The organism is Polynucleobacter sp. GWA2_45_21 (genome assembly GCF_001830325.1).
Classification (GTDB): Bacteria; Pseudomonadota; Gammaproteobacteria; order Burkholderiales; family Burkholderiaceae; genus Polynucleobacter.
Genome location: NZ_MHZG01000009.1, coordinates 44,794 through 58,871 on the forward strand (window position 1 = coordinate 44,794; position 14,078 = coordinate 58,871).

General features: G+C 46.0%; 18 protein-coding genes. 9 read left to right on the top strand and 9 right to left on the bottom strand.

Going from position 1 to position 14,078, the window contains the following annotated elements; all coding sequences use genetic code 11:
• Positions 1-14: 14 nt before the first annotated feature.
• Positions 15-1,184, bottom strand: coding sequence for an acyl-CoA dehydrogenase family protein (locus tag A2X74_RS07575; RefSeq protein ID WP_215301157.1), 1,170 nt, complete (start codon positions 1,182-1,184; stop codon positions 15-17).
• Between the two features lie 179 nt (positions 1,185-1,363).
• On the opposite strand from A2X74_RS07575, the gene A2X74_RS07580 reads away from it, so the two are divergent.
• The 4 genes from A2X74_RS07580 (at position 1,364) to A2X74_RS07595 (ending at position 4,031) form a co-directional block, all read left to right on the top strand.
• Entirely contained in the window at positions 1,364-1,867 is a 504-nt protein-coding gene (locus A2X74_RS07580; protein ID WP_293624208.1) for a YqaA family protein, read from the top strand.
• Positions 1,868-1,919: 52 nt separating this feature from the next.
• Positions 1,920-2,696: a 3-hydroxybutyrate dehydrogenase gene (locus A2X74_RS07585; protein WP_293624207.1), complete on the top strand. Its 777-nt coding sequence runs from the start codon at positions 1,920-1,922 to the stop codon at positions 2,694-2,696.
• Between the two features lie 127 nt (positions 2,697-2,823).
• The gene (gene sodB, locus A2X74_RS07590; protein ID WP_293624206.1) at positions 2,824-3,402 is read left to right on the top strand and encodes a superoxide dismutase [Fe]; all 579 of its coding nucleotides are present in this window, start codon (positions 2,824-2,826) and stop codon (positions 3,400-3,402) included.
• Positions 3,403-3,437: 35 nt separating this feature from the next.
• Positions 3,438-4,031 carry a urate hydroxylase PuuD gene (locus A2X74_RS07595; RefSeq protein ID WP_293624205.1) on the top strand — a complete coding sequence of 198 codons (594 nt, stop codon included), beginning with the start codon at positions 3,438-3,440 and terminating at the stop codon, positions 4,029-4,031.
• A gap of 99 nt (positions 4,032-4,130) precedes the next feature.
• On the opposite strand, the gene A2X74_RS07600 is transcribed toward A2X74_RS07595, so the two are convergent.
• The 3 genes from A2X74_RS07600 to A2X74_RS07610 form a co-directional block, all read right to left on the bottom strand.
• Positions 4,131-5,300 carry an FAD-dependent oxidoreductase gene (locus A2X74_RS07600; RefSeq protein WP_293624204.1) on the bottom strand — a complete coding sequence of 390 codons (1,170 nt, stop codon included), beginning with the start codon at positions 5,298-5,300 and terminating at the stop codon, positions 4,131-4,133.
• Positions 5,301-5,348: 48 nt separating this feature from the next.
• On the bottom strand, positions 5,349-5,516 hold the full coding sequence (locus A2X74_RS07605) for a rubredoxin (RefSeq protein ID WP_215385997.1): 168 nt from the start codon (positions 5,514-5,516) through the stop codon (positions 5,349-5,351).
• A 62-nt stretch (positions 5,517-5,578) separates the two neighbouring features.
• Positions 5,579-6,064 carry a rubrerythrin family protein gene (locus A2X74_RS07610; RefSeq protein WP_293624203.1) on the bottom strand — a complete coding sequence of 162 codons (486 nt, stop codon included), beginning with the start codon at positions 6,062-6,064 and terminating at the stop codon, positions 5,579-5,581.
• Between the two features lie 141 nt (positions 6,065-6,205).
• Between A2X74_RS07610 and A2X74_RS07615 the strand changes: the two genes are divergently transcribed.
• Positions 6,206-7,153 (top strand): hydrogen peroxide-inducible genes activator, encoded by a 948-nt coding sequence (locus tag A2X74_RS07615; RefSeq protein ID WP_293624202.1) that lies wholly within the window; start codon positions 6,206-6,208, stop codon positions 7,151-7,153.
• 77 nt (positions 7,154-7,230) lie between these two features.
• Positions 7,231-8,331, top strand: a complete 1,101-nt coding sequence (locus A2X74_RS07620; RefSeq protein WP_293624200.1) for an alkene reductase — start codon at positions 7,231-7,233, stop codon at positions 8,329-8,331.
• Positions 8,332-8,374: 43 nt separating this feature from the next.
• Here the strand turns inward: A2X74_RS07620 and A2X74_RS07625 are convergent, their stop codons facing one another.
• The 4 genes from A2X74_RS07625 to A2X74_RS07640 form a co-directional block, all read right to left on the bottom strand.
• Positions 8,375-8,551, bottom strand: a complete 177-nt coding sequence (locus A2X74_RS07625; protein WP_215385992.1) for a hypothetical protein — start codon at positions 8,549-8,551, stop codon at positions 8,375-8,377.
• A 21-nt stretch (positions 8,552-8,572) separates the two neighbouring features.
• Positions 8,573-8,764 (bottom strand): hypothetical protein, encoded by a 192-nt coding sequence (locus A2X74_RS07630; RefSeq protein ID WP_293624198.1) that lies wholly within the window; start codon positions 8,762-8,764, stop codon positions 8,573-8,575.
• Positions 8,761-9,369, bottom strand: coding sequence for a hypothetical protein (locus A2X74_RS07635; RefSeq protein WP_293624196.1), 609 nt, complete (start codon positions 9,367-9,369; stop codon positions 8,761-8,763). Before A2X74_RS07635 ends, A2X74_RS07630 begins: the two co-directional genes overlap by 4 nt.
• Positions 9,370-9,562: 193 nt before the next feature.
• Complete coding sequence (locus A2X74_RS07640; protein ID WP_293624195.1) at positions 9,563-10,708, bottom strand: alpha-hydroxy acid oxidase; 1,146 nt, start codon at positions 10,706-10,708, stop codon at positions 9,563-9,565.
• 147 nt (positions 10,709-10,855) lie between these two features.
• Between A2X74_RS07640 and A2X74_RS07645 the strand changes: the two genes are divergently transcribed.
• Together A2X74_RS07645 and A2X74_RS07650 are read left to right on the top strand one after the other, a co-directional pair.
• Positions 10,856-11,764: a DMT family transporter gene (locus A2X74_RS07645; RefSeq protein WP_293624193.1), complete on the top strand. Its 909-nt coding sequence runs from the start codon at positions 10,856-10,858 to the stop codon at positions 11,762-11,764.
• 104 nt (positions 11,765-11,868) lie between these two features.
• Positions 11,869-13,017, top strand: a complete 1,149-nt coding sequence (locus A2X74_RS07650) for an aminotransferase class V-fold PLP-dependent enzyme (protein ID WP_293624191.1) — start codon at positions 11,869-11,871, stop codon at positions 13,015-13,017.
• Positions 13,018-13,048: 31 nt separating this feature from the next.
• Here the strand turns inward: A2X74_RS07650 and A2X74_RS07655 are convergent, their stop codons facing one another.
• Complete coding sequence (locus A2X74_RS07655; protein WP_293624189.1) at positions 13,049-13,699, bottom strand: heme-binding beta-barrel domain-containing protein; 651 nt, start codon at positions 13,697-13,699, stop codon at positions 13,049-13,051.
• Positions 13,700-13,780: 81 nt separating this feature from the next.
• Here A2X74_RS07655 and A2X74_RS07660 point away from each other — a divergent pair, with 81 nt between their 5' ends.
• Positions 13,781-14,062 carry a protein tyrosine phosphatase gene (locus tag A2X74_RS07660; RefSeq protein ID WP_293624187.1) on the top strand — a complete coding sequence of 94 codons (282 nt, stop codon included), beginning with the start codon at positions 13,781-13,783 and terminating at the stop codon, positions 14,060-14,062.
• Positions 14,063-14,078 lie beyond the last annotated feature (16 nt).

The following is a 14,078-nucleotide window of genomic DNA, read 5'->3' on the forward strand; positions in this document are numbered from 1 at the left end:
ACAGGTCTACAGAATTAGAAAGAGCGGGGGAGGCCCAATACATGCTCAGCGATATAGGAATAGATTAAGTTAGTCGAGATTGGCGCTACTTGGTAAAGGCGTGTCTCTCTGAATTTACGCTCAACATCATATTCATTGGCAAAGCCAAATCCTCCATGAGTTTGCAGGCAAACGTTAGCGGCTTCCCAAGAGGCTTTGGCAGCTAAGTACTTAGCCATGTTGGATTCGGCACCGCAGGCTTGTTTAGCATCAAATAGTTCACAAGCTTTAAAGCGCATTAGATTGGCAGCTTCTGTTTCGATATAAGAATCTGCAATTGGAAACTGAATACCTTGATTCTTACCAATCGGACGATCAAATACCACACGTTCATTGGCATAGCGGCGGGCCTTATCTACAAACCAATAAGCATCTCCAATACACTCGGCAGCAATGAGGACACGCTCCGCATTGAGGCCGTCAAGAATGTATTTAAATCCTTGGCCTTCTTCGCCAATTAAATTCTCAGCAGGAATTTCTAAGTTATCAAAGAAGACTTCATTGGTTTCATGGTTCACCATATTGGCAATAGGTTGAATCTCCATGCCTTTGCCAATCGCATCCTTGAGATTGACGATAAAGATTGACATGCCTTCTGATTTTTTCTTTACCTCTGCAAGCGGAGTAGTGCGCGCTAAAAGAATCATTAAATCGGAATGCTGAATACGAGAAATCCAAACCTTCTGACCATTCACTACATACTTGTCACCCTTTTTAACGGCGGTAGTTTTGAGTTTGGTGGTATCGGTGCCTGTAGTCGGTTCGGTCACAGCCATACTTTGGAGGCGTAATTCTCCGGTAGCAATCTTAGGAAGGTATAGCTTCTTTTGAGCATCTGAACCATGGCGCAATAGAGTGCCCATGTTGTACATCTGACCATGGCATGAGCCGGCATTACCACCTGAGAGATTAATTTCTTCCATGATGACGGAAGCCTCAGCCAATCCCAAACCTGAGCCACCATATTCTTCTGGAATAAGGGCGGCCAGCCAGCCCGCTTGCGCCATAGCATCGACAAAAGCTTCAGGGTAGGCGCGCTCATGATCTACTTTTTGCCAGTATGCGGAGTCAAAGCTTCCACAGAGGTCGCGCAAGGCTTCGCGCATATCTTGATATTGGTCTGGCTTGGGAATAGGGTGGTTCATTTAGCTGCCTAAAAAAGTTAAGAAATAATTGAATCCCCACAGTTTAAGCAAGAATTCAAGATTGTGGGCGACGCAAAATCTGACCCCAATCCCAGCGATTGTTGAGTCTGATGGCGCTTGGGGCATACTTGGGACATGATCAAAACCCCGCTTTCCAAACGATCTGGAGCCCTTGCCTAATGGAGCAAATGCTAGGCCAGTTTTTTGACTACTTTGGTATGCCGTCGGTTGGTTTGCCGGCGGTATTTATTAGTGCCTTTATTTCCGCAACTTTATTGCCTGTAGGTTCAGAGCCAATCTTGTTTGGGTATGTTTCGGTTAACCCGCACTTATATTGGGTTGCCATTATTGTTGCCACAATTGGTAACACCTTGGGGGGTATGTTCGATTGGTGGCTTGGGCTGCTGAGTCGCAATAGCTTTGAGTCCTTAAAAGGCCCTTCAAACAACCGAATGCAGCGCTGGTTGGAGGAGCGGGGCCCTAAGATGCTGCTGCTATCTTGGCTGCCTGGGTTTGGTGACCCCCTGTGTTTGGCCGCTGGCTGGCTCAGATTGCCCTGGCTACCCTGTTTAGTCTATATGTGTATCGGAAAGCTACTGCGCTATCTCACAATGACTTGGCTTCTAACTTTGGTGCCTACGAGCGTTTGGCATCAATTGGGTCACTGGCTGCATCTGATCTAATTTCTTCCGTTGTATCCTATGTTTTTATTGTCAATTTCTCTAGAGGGCATTCATGTCTCAATTAAAAGGTAAAACGGCACTGGTCACTGGTTCTACTAGCGGTATCGGTTTGGCGATGGCTATTGGATTGGCGAAGCAGGGCGTCAATATCATGGTCAACGGTTTTGGTGAAAAAGATGCTGCTATCGCTGCGATCAAAGAGTGCGGAGTAGAAGTGGATTATCACGGTGCTGACATGAGTAAGCCTGCTGAGATTGAAGATCTGATTAAGCAAACTGAAACACGTTTTGGATCACTTGATATCTTGGTGAACAATGCAGGTATTCAGTACACAGCTAATGTAGAAGATTTTCCGGCGGATAAATGGGAATCCATTATTGCTATTAATCTTAGTTCAGCTTTTTATACCTCTCACCATGCTTTGCCTGGAATGAAGAAGCGTAACTGGGGTCGCATTATCAATATTGCATCTGTACATGGTTTGGTGGGTTCAGTTCAAAAGTCTGCTTATGTAGCTGCTAAGCATGGCATTGTTGGCCTAACTAAAGTGACTGCTCTTGAGAATGCTAAAACCGGAATCACCTGCAATGCAATTTGCCCGGGATGGGTCCTTACACCCTTGGTTCAAAAACAAGTGGATGCCCGTGCAGAGCGTGATGGGGTTTCAAATGAAGAGGCTAAAAAAGCTTTGGTTTCGGAGAAGCAGCCCTCCGGTGAATTTGTGGCTCCAGAGCAATTGGCCGCATTAGCAATCTTCCTTTGCGGTCCCGACGCCTCAGAGGTGCGTGGAGTGGCTTGGAATATGGATGGTGGCTGGACAGCCCAGTAATCCTTGGGTGGGGCTGATAGAGTCAGCCCCATTTTTTCACGCTCAAACAAAATCGCCAGAATCGTCTATAGTTAGGTCGAATATGGCCTTATAGCTATTTATTAACACGTCTTTAAAGGAAAAAATGATGGAACACACATTACCTCAGTTACCTTACGCATTGGATGCGCTTTCCCCATTCATTTCTAAAGAAACGCTAGAGTTTCACTACGGTAAGCACCACCAAACTTATGTCACCAATCTCAATAACTTGATTAAAGGTACTGAGTTTGAAAATGCATCCTTAGAAGATATTGTTAAAAAATCTGCTGGCGGTGTATTTAATAATGCAGCTCAAGTATGGAACCATACCTTTTACTGGAATAGCATGAAGCCAAATGGTGGCGGTGCTTCGACTGGTCCTTTGGCTGATGCAATTAATGCCAAGTGGGGTTCTTTTGATAAATTCAAAGAAGAGTTTGCAAAATGTGCAATTGGCACTTTTGGATCTGGTTGGGCATGGTTAGTGAAGAAGGCTGACGGCTCTTTGGATTTAGTTTCAACTAGCAATGCTGCTACACCGCTGACTACTGATGCAAAGCCGCTCATGACCTGCGATGTATGGGAGCATGCTTATTACATTGATACACGCAATGCACGTCCAAAGTACTTGGAGAACTTCTGGAATGTAGTGAATTGGGATTTTGCTAGCAAGAATTTTGCTTAATCTCACTTAACTACTGTTTATTGCGAAAGTTTTTAATGGCATCTATCTTTAACTCATTAGGGCGCACAGTTTTAGCTGGGTTTGTTCTCCTTGCTTTAATTGTTTTGGGCTTAGGTGCCAACTTTAGCTCCATCGAGTTACCATTTTTATTCCGCTGGATTCACGTGATGGTTGGCGTGATGTGGGTTGGTTTGCTGTGGTACTTCAATTTTGTGCAGATTCCCTCGATGCCAAAAATTCCTGATGAGCAAAAGCCAGCTATTGGGAAGGTGATTGCTCCAACGGCGTTATTTTGGTTCCGTTGGGCAGCTTTGTTTACTGTTATTAGTGGGATGCTTTTGGCCGTTGTAAATGGCTATGCGCACCAGGCATTTACTTTGCAAGCACCATTTCGCGCAATCGGTTTAGGTATGTGGATTGCTTTGGTAATGGCTTTCAATGTTTGGTTCATTATTTGGCCGCTTCAGAAACGCGCCTTGGGTATTGTTGCGGTTGAGCCAGATGTGAAGGCGAAGTCTGCGCGTGTTGCGATGCTGGTTTCACGTTTCAACACGATGCTTTCTATCCCAATGTTGTTCTTGATGGTCGCTCAATCGCATAACGCAACTTGGTTTGTCGCACTTGCTTAAGTAAGTCGGAGTAGTTCATTAAAAGGGCCCGCAATTGCGGGCCTTTTCTTAATCTAGGAGACTACTCAAAAAATTGATTGAGTAATAAAAAATTACTGCTTATTGCAATATTGGCGGCAACTCTTTTGTCAGTGCACCTCGTTGTGCTGTAGCTGATCCAAGAAGTGCGAAGCCTAACAGCTTGCCATCACCTGACTCAAATCGCGCCTCAAGGCCACCTTCGATAGCATTAATTTTCCAATCGCCAACTGCATCTTTAGCTGGTGGAGAAACTATCGTTGGTAGTGCTGGAGTCTTCACCATTACTGGCATAGCAGGGTAGGTCAGGGCGGTAGGCTGCCCAAGGAGGTTTGGCGCCAAAGCGCGTGCCGCCTGCATAATTGGCATGACATAAGGCAGAACTAAGCCATCGACTTCAGCGCAGTCACCGATGGCATAGACATTCTTTGCGCTTGTCTCTAGCTGGCGATTAACCATAATTCCTGCGCCTGTTTTAATGCCAGCCGCTTTAGCCAAATCCAGTCGTGGCTTTAAGCCTACTGCTGATAGAAATACGTCACTAGTGATCACCGTTCCATTGGCGAGAGTGATGGTGAGAGAGTCATCATGGCGATCAATCGATTGCACGGTAGTCCCAAAGTGCCAGCAAACTCCAGCTTCACTTAACTTTGCTTGCAGAGCTTGGGCTGCCGCTGCGGGTAGCAGTCGACCCAGGGCCTGAGGAGCCAAATCAATCACATCCACTTCGTAAGAGCCAAGTAGCAAGTCATTTGCAAACTCACAGCCAATGAGGCCTGCTCCCAGTATGGCAATTCGTTTCTTGCCTTCAATAGATTTTCGAAATTGACCGTACTCTTCAAGATCATTTACTGTAATCACTTCTTGAGCAGCATTACCCTGCAAAGGAAGTCTAATCTGATCAGCACCCAAACCAAGCACTAGCTTGCCATAAGAAATATTTCCTTTGGAGGTTTCAATGGTCTGAGCAGCGGTGTCAATAGCCAGTACATCAGCCTCTCCTAAAATCGTAATCTCCAATTGAGTCGCCATACCCTCAGCATTAGTAGAGACCAATTGCTCTGCAGACTTATTGCTGGCTAGTGCAGTAGAGAGCATCGGCTTTGAGTAAAAGTAGCCCGGCTCGCGAGTCACCAGAGTGATCGGCACTGCTTTATCAAGCTTGCGCAATTCGCGAATAACTGTAAAGCCAGCTAAGCCGCTACCAATGATGACAATTCCTGATGGAGATGATTGATTCTGATGATCCAAAGCTGGACTCCCTAGTAATGCAGTTAACTGAGTGATGTAAGGCTTGAATTAAGAAACTTGAACCATTTCAAAATCAGACTTTGCTACTCCGCAGTCTGGGCACTCCCAATCTTCTGGAATGTCAGCCCAAGCAGTGCCTGCTGGAATGCCGTCTTCCGGTAAGCCTTTTGCTTCGTCATAAATAAAGCCACATACGATACATTGCCAAGATTTCATGATAATTCCTTTAAGATAATTTAATCAGTTTAAATTTAATTCTGTTTTATTTCCGAGCTGGCTCAGGCAGCCGCAAAATCCTTCGCTTTTTCTAAGGCTTTTTTATAGTGGTTAGCATGGCGCTCCTCTACATTAGCCAAGGCTGCAAAGCGTTTTGCTGCTTTTGCCAACATGGCTTGAAACTGCTCTGCATGCTCTTTTGATTCAGCAATTTGCTCATCAATCTCCATTACCGCTGCTGTATTGCCTTCATCTACCGCTGTTTTGCGGAAGGTTGGGTACATTTCGGTGTATTCGTATGTCTCACCCTCGATAGCGATCTCTAAGGCGCGAGTAGGGGTAATGGTGTTAGCAGGGTAGAGTAAATCGAGGTGACCAAAGGCATGCATGACTTCTTGATCTGCAGTTGCCTCAAAGATTTCAGCAGTTTCAATATCGCCAGCAGCACGTGCTAATTTTGCAAAATAACGATACTTGATATGCGCCATAGATTCACCTGCAAAAGCAGACTCTAAGTTTTGGATGGTTTTAATTTCTGGACGTGCCATTTTTTCATTCCTTTTCATATTGATTGGTAAAAGGTGTTTAAACACCATGGAATGAATTCTGAACCTCAAAAGATAATCAGTCCAATAAATAATAATGATATTATTTATCTAATAAATCGATTATAAGGAGTTTTGCAACCTATGACTGCCTTACCTTCATTACGTCAGTTGCGCTATTTTGTAGCCATTGCTCAAGAGCTGAACTTTACTAGGGCTGCAGAGGCCTGTTTCGTTGGCCAGTCAACCTTAAGTGCAGGGTTAAAGGAGCTCGAGGATCGTCTAGGTGTGCGCTTGGTGGAGCGAGATCGCCAAAACGTGGCCATTACTCCAATTGGAATGGAGATTCTGGAGAGGGCGAAGATGATCTTGGCCTCCTCTCAAGATTTAGTGGAATATGCGGATGCTGCTGGCAAGCCGATGTCAGGAACAATTCGTCTTGGCGTGATTCCAACCATCGCACCATTTTTGTTGCCAAATGTTTTGCCTGATATTCGGGAACATTATCCTGATCTAAAAGTTGCCTTGCGCGAAGATTTAACGGCTAATTTATTGTCGCGCTTAGTTGATCATCAGCTGGACTTTGCATTAATTGCTTTGCCATATGACACGGCCGGCTTGCTGGTAAAAGAACTCTTTATCGATGAATTTTGGGTGGTAGCCAGAGAAGACGACCCAGCCCTCAAGGGTAAGGAAATTCATTTGCCTGCAAAAATGGCTGAACGCTTATTGTTGTTAGAGGAAGGCCACTGCCTTCGCGATCACACTATGCAGGCCTGTAAGCGCTCTGATATTCGGAATGCAGATGGTGTGGAAGCAACGAGTTTGCTGACTTTGTTGCAAATGGTGGAGTCCGGTATGGGCATTGCACTATTGCCTGAGATGGCGATTAAAGGAGGGCTTTTAAATGGCACGACATTGGTTGCTCGTCCATTGGCTCCGCCTGCCCCTAAGAGGGTGATCGCACTGGTTGCTCGAGCTTCTACCGCACATCTTGAGGAGTTTCAGGCGCTGGCTGAGGGTATAGAGGCTAGATTTAAATCTAGCCCAAGAATTAGTCGTGGCAGTCGAAAGAGTTTTCAAAAGGTCTAGCAGGGCGACTGCAGGACTCTGTTATCCCTGCTAAAGTTGTCCTTCAATTGACGTATCCAATTAAAAGGAAGTAGTTCATGTCTGGAAAAGAAATGATGTTTACCCCCGTCAAACTTGGCGCTATTGAATTAAAAAATCGCCTGGTGATGGCGCCGCTTACTAGAATGCGCGCTATCGAAGGGGATGTGCCAAGCCCTTTAGCAAAAACATACTATGCACAAAGAGCAAGTGCTGGTCTGATCATCAGTGAAGCAACGCAAATTTCTGCTATCGGCAAGGGCTATCCAGGAACCCCCGGAATTTATTCCGCCGAGCAAACAGCTGCTTGGAAAGAGATTGTGAGTGCGGTACATGCCAAGGGTGGCAAGATGGTTGCTCAACTATGGCATGTGGGTCGTATTTCCCATTCCTCATTGCATCCTGAGCAGGGTATCCCTGAGGCTCCATCTGCTATTGCGCCTGCAGGTCAAACTTACGGTGCTGACTGGAAGTTGCACGATTACGAAACTCCGAAGGCAATGACGACTGTGGATATTGCTCGCCTATTAAAAGATTTTGAATTGGCTGCTGCCAATGCCAAAGCAGCAGGTTTTGATGGTGTGGAAATTCACTCTGCCAATGGCTATTTGTTGGATCAGTTTTTACAAGATAAAACCAATCAACGTAATGATGGGTATGGCGGCTCAATTGAAAATCGTCTTCGTTTGCTAGGCGAAGTGATCGAATCTGTTGCCAAAGTCTTTTCAAGTGATCGTATTGGCATTCGTTTGTCACCATACGGTAGCTTTAATGATATTGCTGATAGCGATCCAATTGCCTTGTTCAATGCAGTGATTCAAAAGCTCAATGCTTATCAGTTGTCCTATGTTCATATGATTGAGCCGCGATCTACTACCGCTGGCGGTAATGACCATGTGAACTCTGAGGCACCAATTACTTCAGAGATTTTCCGGGCTGCATATCAAGGCCAATTCATTAGTGCTGGCGGATATGATCAAGCCATGGGCGAAGCTGTTTTAGAGGCTGGCTTGGCAGACGCTGTAGCTTATGGTCGTTTGTATATTGCCAATCCAGATTTGGCTGAGCGTTTCCAGCAGGGCGCAGCCCTGAATGCTTATGACCGTGCAACGTTTTACGGTGGGGCGGAAGTCGGATACACAGACTACCCAACGCTGTAGTCTTAAAAAGACCAATCAGGGCCTCTATCGAAAGATGGGGGCCTTACTTTTTGTCTTCAGGATCTTTCAGCAGATCGTAGTGGTTCGCAACAAGTAGTAGCGCAATTGAAGCGCAACCCATGGCAAAGAATTCCCATTGATGCAGCATGGCAGTGCCGATAACGGTCATCAAAATTGTCCATCCAACTGCCATCTTGGCTTTTTTACTTAAGGGTTTCATATATCAGAGTCGAAGTGAAATTTATCGAACGGAGAGTCTAGCTTTAGCGCTGAGCTCATTCAGTGTTCCGCGCTTATCAAGTTGAGAAAGTCTGAGAGCTTCTTGCTCAAAGTCAATTTGAGCAGGATGAAATTCAACATTACCAAGGTGAATGACATAAGTCCAAACTAGTTCACGGCCTCTATCTTTATATACATCTACAACACGTTTCATTTTTTACCACCTATGCTAGATGCGGGACTCGACACTGTGTTTATGTTGTGTTTTAAGTCAATTAAATTTCGTGGGTCAATTCGGATTACGCCGCCACGAGGACTATCAATATCGGATATCAAAAAGAATGCAATAGATATCACCATTGGAAAAATCATAAATAGGCCGATATTGCGCTTAAAGTTCCTCGCGCCAAAGCCTACCAATGCATTTGCGCATATTGCAATTGCTGCCATCAGCCACCAAGCAGCAGTTGGTATACGATTCCACCAAGCAGCCTGGGTGTAACCATGGGCGTTAATAACATCGTTTAGACCAGAGATAACGAGCGCCATATTGGGGGATGGTTGGCTGCGCGCAACCGGGAGAAGTTCGCTCCACATGGCATTTTCTATGGCAATAGTGCGTTGTGTAATTTGTTTGGCGGTCTCTCGATCTTGTTTGGAGTAGAACAAGATGCGCTGATCCAGATAATCGTTCAAAAACCCTTTGATAGTTTCTGCAGTTTTGCTAGGCAAGAGATCGGCCCTTAAAAACTCTGTACCAATGGCATTTGCCTCGGCTTCCTCATAAGTCTGCCTCAAGTCATAACGTGCAATAGCCATGGAAAAGGTAAAGCCAATGATCAAAGCAAGCAGGGTGAGGGTTGCAGTCTGGATAATTCCTAGGTCTGCAGAGGTCTCAGTATCTTTTGTGCGGTACTTACTCAGTACGGAATAGCCAAACCATACTGAGCCGGAGAGGGCTACAGTAGAGATGACAAATACTAATCCGGGGTAATTTGCGAGGTGTGGAATATTAAAAAGTTCCTGGATACAAAATATCTTTAGTCACATTTTGAATGTCGCGATGCCCAGTGAAGGCCATTGTGATATCCAGTTCCTTATGAATGATCTCAAGACACTTAGTCACACCAGCCTCACCCATGGCACCCAAGCCATAGAGGAAGGGGCGACCGATCATGGTGCCACGTGCACCGAGTGCCCAAGCCTTCAATACATCTTGACCAGATCGAATACCACCATCCATCCAAACCTCAATGTCATTGCCAACTGCATTGACGATCTCTGGTAAAGCTTTAATGCTGGAGATAGCACCGTCTAACTGACGTCCACCATGATTGGAGACAATCAAGGCATCTGCGCCGGAGTTAACCGCTAAGCGAGCATCCTCTTCATCCAAAATCCCTTTAATGATGAGCTTGCCACCCCAGAGTTTTTTAATCCACTCCACATCATCCCAGCTCAGGCCAGGGTCAAACTGCTCAGCTGTCCAGGAGGAGAGGGAGGACATATTGCCAACACCAGTTGCGTGACCAACAATATTGCGAAAGGTTCTGCGCGGGGTCATAGCCATGCCCATGCACCAGCGTGGCTTCGTCATCATATCCATGATGTTGGTAAGCGTCAGCTTTGGAGGTGCGGACAAACCATTTTTTAAATCTTTGTGACGTTGTCCTAGAATTTGTAAATCCAGAGTGAGAACAAGGGCGGAGCATTTGGCTGCTTTGGCGCGTTCGATTAGGCGCTCAATGAAGCCACGGTCTTTCATAACGTAGAGCTGAAACCAAAAAGGTTTAGTGGTTCGTTCTGCGACATCTTCTATAGAGCAAATACTCATGGTGGATAAGCAGAAAGGAACACCAAATTTTTCTGCAGCGCGGGCAGCCAGGATTTCACCATCGGCATATTGCATGCCAGTTAATCCGGTTGGAGCCAATGCAACTGGCATTGCCACCTCTTGACCCACCATCGTGGTTTTGGTGGTGCGGTTAGTCATATTCACCGCAACACGTTGCCGCAGTTTGATCTTCTGAAAATCGGATTCATTAGATCGGTAAGTAGACTCAGTCCATGAACCAGAATCCGCATAGTCATAGAACATCTTGGGGGTGCGCTTTTGATGTAAAACTCGTAAATCTTCAATATTGGTGATGATTTCCACTAAAACTCCTTTTATGTTGCCAATGCCAGATGGACGTCGCTAATTTAAGCTCTATCTTAGCAATACCAGGCATTTGTTTCTACAATGCTTGAGTAAAGTCCTTCTTGGGGCTCAATAAACCCCATCTACTTAGCTAAATCTTGCCGAATGCCTCAAATACCCCTGTCGACTGTCTTCTACTTAACGCTAGCCACCATTTTCTGGGCGGCTAATGCGATAGCTGGACGGGTTTTGGTGGGAAGTATCTCCCCAATTGCCTTGAGTGCGGTTCGCTGGGGTTTAGCAGCTTTGTTCTTGCTTCCTTTTGGCTGGAAAGTATTTAAGCCAGGCAGCGCTCTTTGGCAAAACAAAAGCCGCTTTTTAGTCTTGGGTCTATTGGGGGTTGGTAGCTATAACGTACTCCTGTACCTTGCCTTGCAGACCTCGACGGCTATTAATGTCACTCTGATTGGGGCCAGTATGCCCATCTGGATGCTCTTGATTGGCGCTGTCTTGTATCAAGTTAAGCCAACGATATTGCAAATGCTAGGGGCGCTTGTTTCTTTAGTCGGCGTCACTGTGGTGTTAACCCGTGGTGAGCCTGCTAGCCTGTTCAGTATGGAAGTAGTGATGGGCGATTTATTCATCATGTTGGCGACGATTCTTTGGGCATTCTATAGCTGGATGATTAGTCGTCCAGGAGAGAGTACTGAGCGTCAGTGGCCGTGGGCTGAGTTTTTAATGGCCCAGGTCTTCATTGGATTTATGTGGACGATGTTATTTGAGGGGGCTGAGATTGCTACGGGGTATGCCTTTATTGATCTTAACTACTGGACTGGGGCATTAATCGTTTTTGTGGCAATCGGCCCGTCATTAATTGCCTATCGCTGCTGGGGTTTGGGGGTCAATGGTGCTGGGCCCACGGTGGCAGCATTCTTTGCCAATCTTATTCCCTTGTTCACGGCACTGCTCTCAGCTGCTATTTTGGGGGATCCCCCTCAGCTTTTCCATGGTCTAGCTTTTGTCCTGATTGTGGTCGGAATATTGGTTTCTTCCGCGGCACGGAAAAGCGCTTAACCCCCTTTATTTGCCGAAAAAGCCGATTTTCAAAGGTTCGCCACCTAAAGAGTGCTAAATCAGTATCATTTAGTCCTATCCATACGATTTACTAGGAAATTACTATGCCAGGCTTACTCCCGAATGTTGATCCAGACGGTCTATTAGAGTTTTCGGTTGTTTATACCGATCGTTCACTAAACCACATGTCTGAAGAGTTCAAAAAAGTCATGGTCGATATCTCTAGTGTCTTGAAAGATGCTTACAACGCCAGCTCTGCAGTGATTGTTCCAGGTAGCGGCACCTTTGGCATGGAAGCGGTTGCCCGCCAATTTGCCAATAATCAAAAGTGTCTCGTATTACGCAATGGTTGGTTTAGCTACCGCTGGACTCAGATTTTTGACCTCGCCAACATTACCCAAGATATTACTGTTATCAAAGGTAAGCAATTGGAAGATGCCGCCCAGGGTGTGTTTGCTCCGGCGCCAATTGAAGAGGTGGTTGCTTTCATTAAGAAAGAAAAGCCAGCAGTGGTTTTTGCTCCCCATGTAGAAACATCTGCCGGAATTATTTTGCCGGATGACTACCTCAAGGCTGTCGGTGAAGCAGTTCGTTCAGTGAATGGTTTATTTGTTCTTGATTGCATTGCTTCTGGTGCAATGTGGGTAGATATGAAGGCTTGTAATGTTGACGTATTAATTACGGCTCCACAAAAAGGTTGGAGTAGCTCGCCTTGCTGTGCATTGATTGCTATGGGCGACAGAGCGCGCGAGCGTATTGAAGCTACACAAAGCAGCAGCTTCTCAATGGATTTGAAGAAGTGGCTCCAAATTATGGAGGCCTACGAAAAGGGTGGTCATGTGTATCACACCACCATGCCAACAGATGCGCTCAAAATTTTGCGTAATGTGATGAAAGAAACCCAGTCATTAGGTTTCGCAGCACTCAAAGCCAAACAGCAAGAGTTGGGTGAGAAGGTGCGTGCCTTATTGGTGTCGAACGGCTACCACTCAGTGTCAGCAAAAGGCTTTCAGTCCCCTGGCGTAGTAGTGAGCTATACCAAAGATCCAGATATTCAGTCTGGTAAGAAGTTTATTGCTCTTGGTTTGCAAACTGCTGCTGGCGTGCCGCTGCAGTGTGATGAGCGTCCAGACTTCCGTACTTTCCGAATTGGTTTATTTGGCCTAGAGAAACTGGCTCATGTTGATCGCACTGTTGGTCATCTTGCTGCGGCTCTAGAAAAAATTACTGAGACTGAAGCGCAGCCAGCTTAAGTAACAGAAAGATTCAGCCCGAAAGGCCGTCTTAGGACGGCTTTTTCATTGCCTCGAGCGCAAGCGGATTGGGAGTTGCCTCACCTACTTTTGTCAGTACATTGGTGTCTAGATGATGAAAGGGTTCAGTCTGATCCTTAATCATCATCACGGTATCTTGCTCATAAGACCAAGTGCCATCTTCCAGGATGGTCACCATGATGCGGTACTCAATTGTTTTGAAAGCGTAGTCTAAAAAAGGACTTGAGGAGATACCGGCAGTCGGATCATCAATTTTGGCTACGCACTCAAACTGAGTTGCATTGGCGGAAGCTTTTCCTGTTGCCATAGTGACCATGCCTCGTGGGATGGTGAGGGTATGAACAATCAGCCCGGTTGCAGGCTCCCAAAGCCAATACCCAACTTGATCATGATAGGTTTTTACTTGGTCTGGTTTGGTAATGTGAAGGTGATAGCGCAAACCATAAAACAATTGCGGTCCATTGGTTTGGGGGTCGATTGGCTGCATCTCAATACGTTCGGTATAGACCTGCTTCTTGGGCCCCTCAGCTTTTGGTTTGATATCCAAGCCACGCTGACCTTCCCAGATGCCAGCAAGGCGAGTAAGGGGGCCTAGGTTCTCCAGGGTATTAACTGAGTATCCCTGTGGCTCTGTATAAATATCGGATGGAAAAGAGTTCATGCGCAAGCCCTGGATAAATGAGGTAGGAATGGGAAATAATTGGGTATTATCAAATTATCCACAAACCTTTTGGAGTTTTAAATGATTGCCCGCTTCGTAAAACTATTTTTTGCCACACTCATTTCTGCCTCGATTGGTTTGTCACCCCTTGGCGCAATGGCGGCGGACCCGGTAACAACACCTGCTCCAGCAGCTGCTCCAGCAGAAGCGCCCGCTGCTCAACCAGAGAAAGCTGCTAAGAAGACTGCCAAGAAGTCTAAGAAAGATAAAAAGGCAGAGAAGAAGTCTAAGAAAAAATCCAAGAAAAAGGCAAAAGCAGCTCAACAGCCAGCAACCCCTCAGCCTGTAGCTCCTCAGCAATAAATTCTGAGTTTTAACT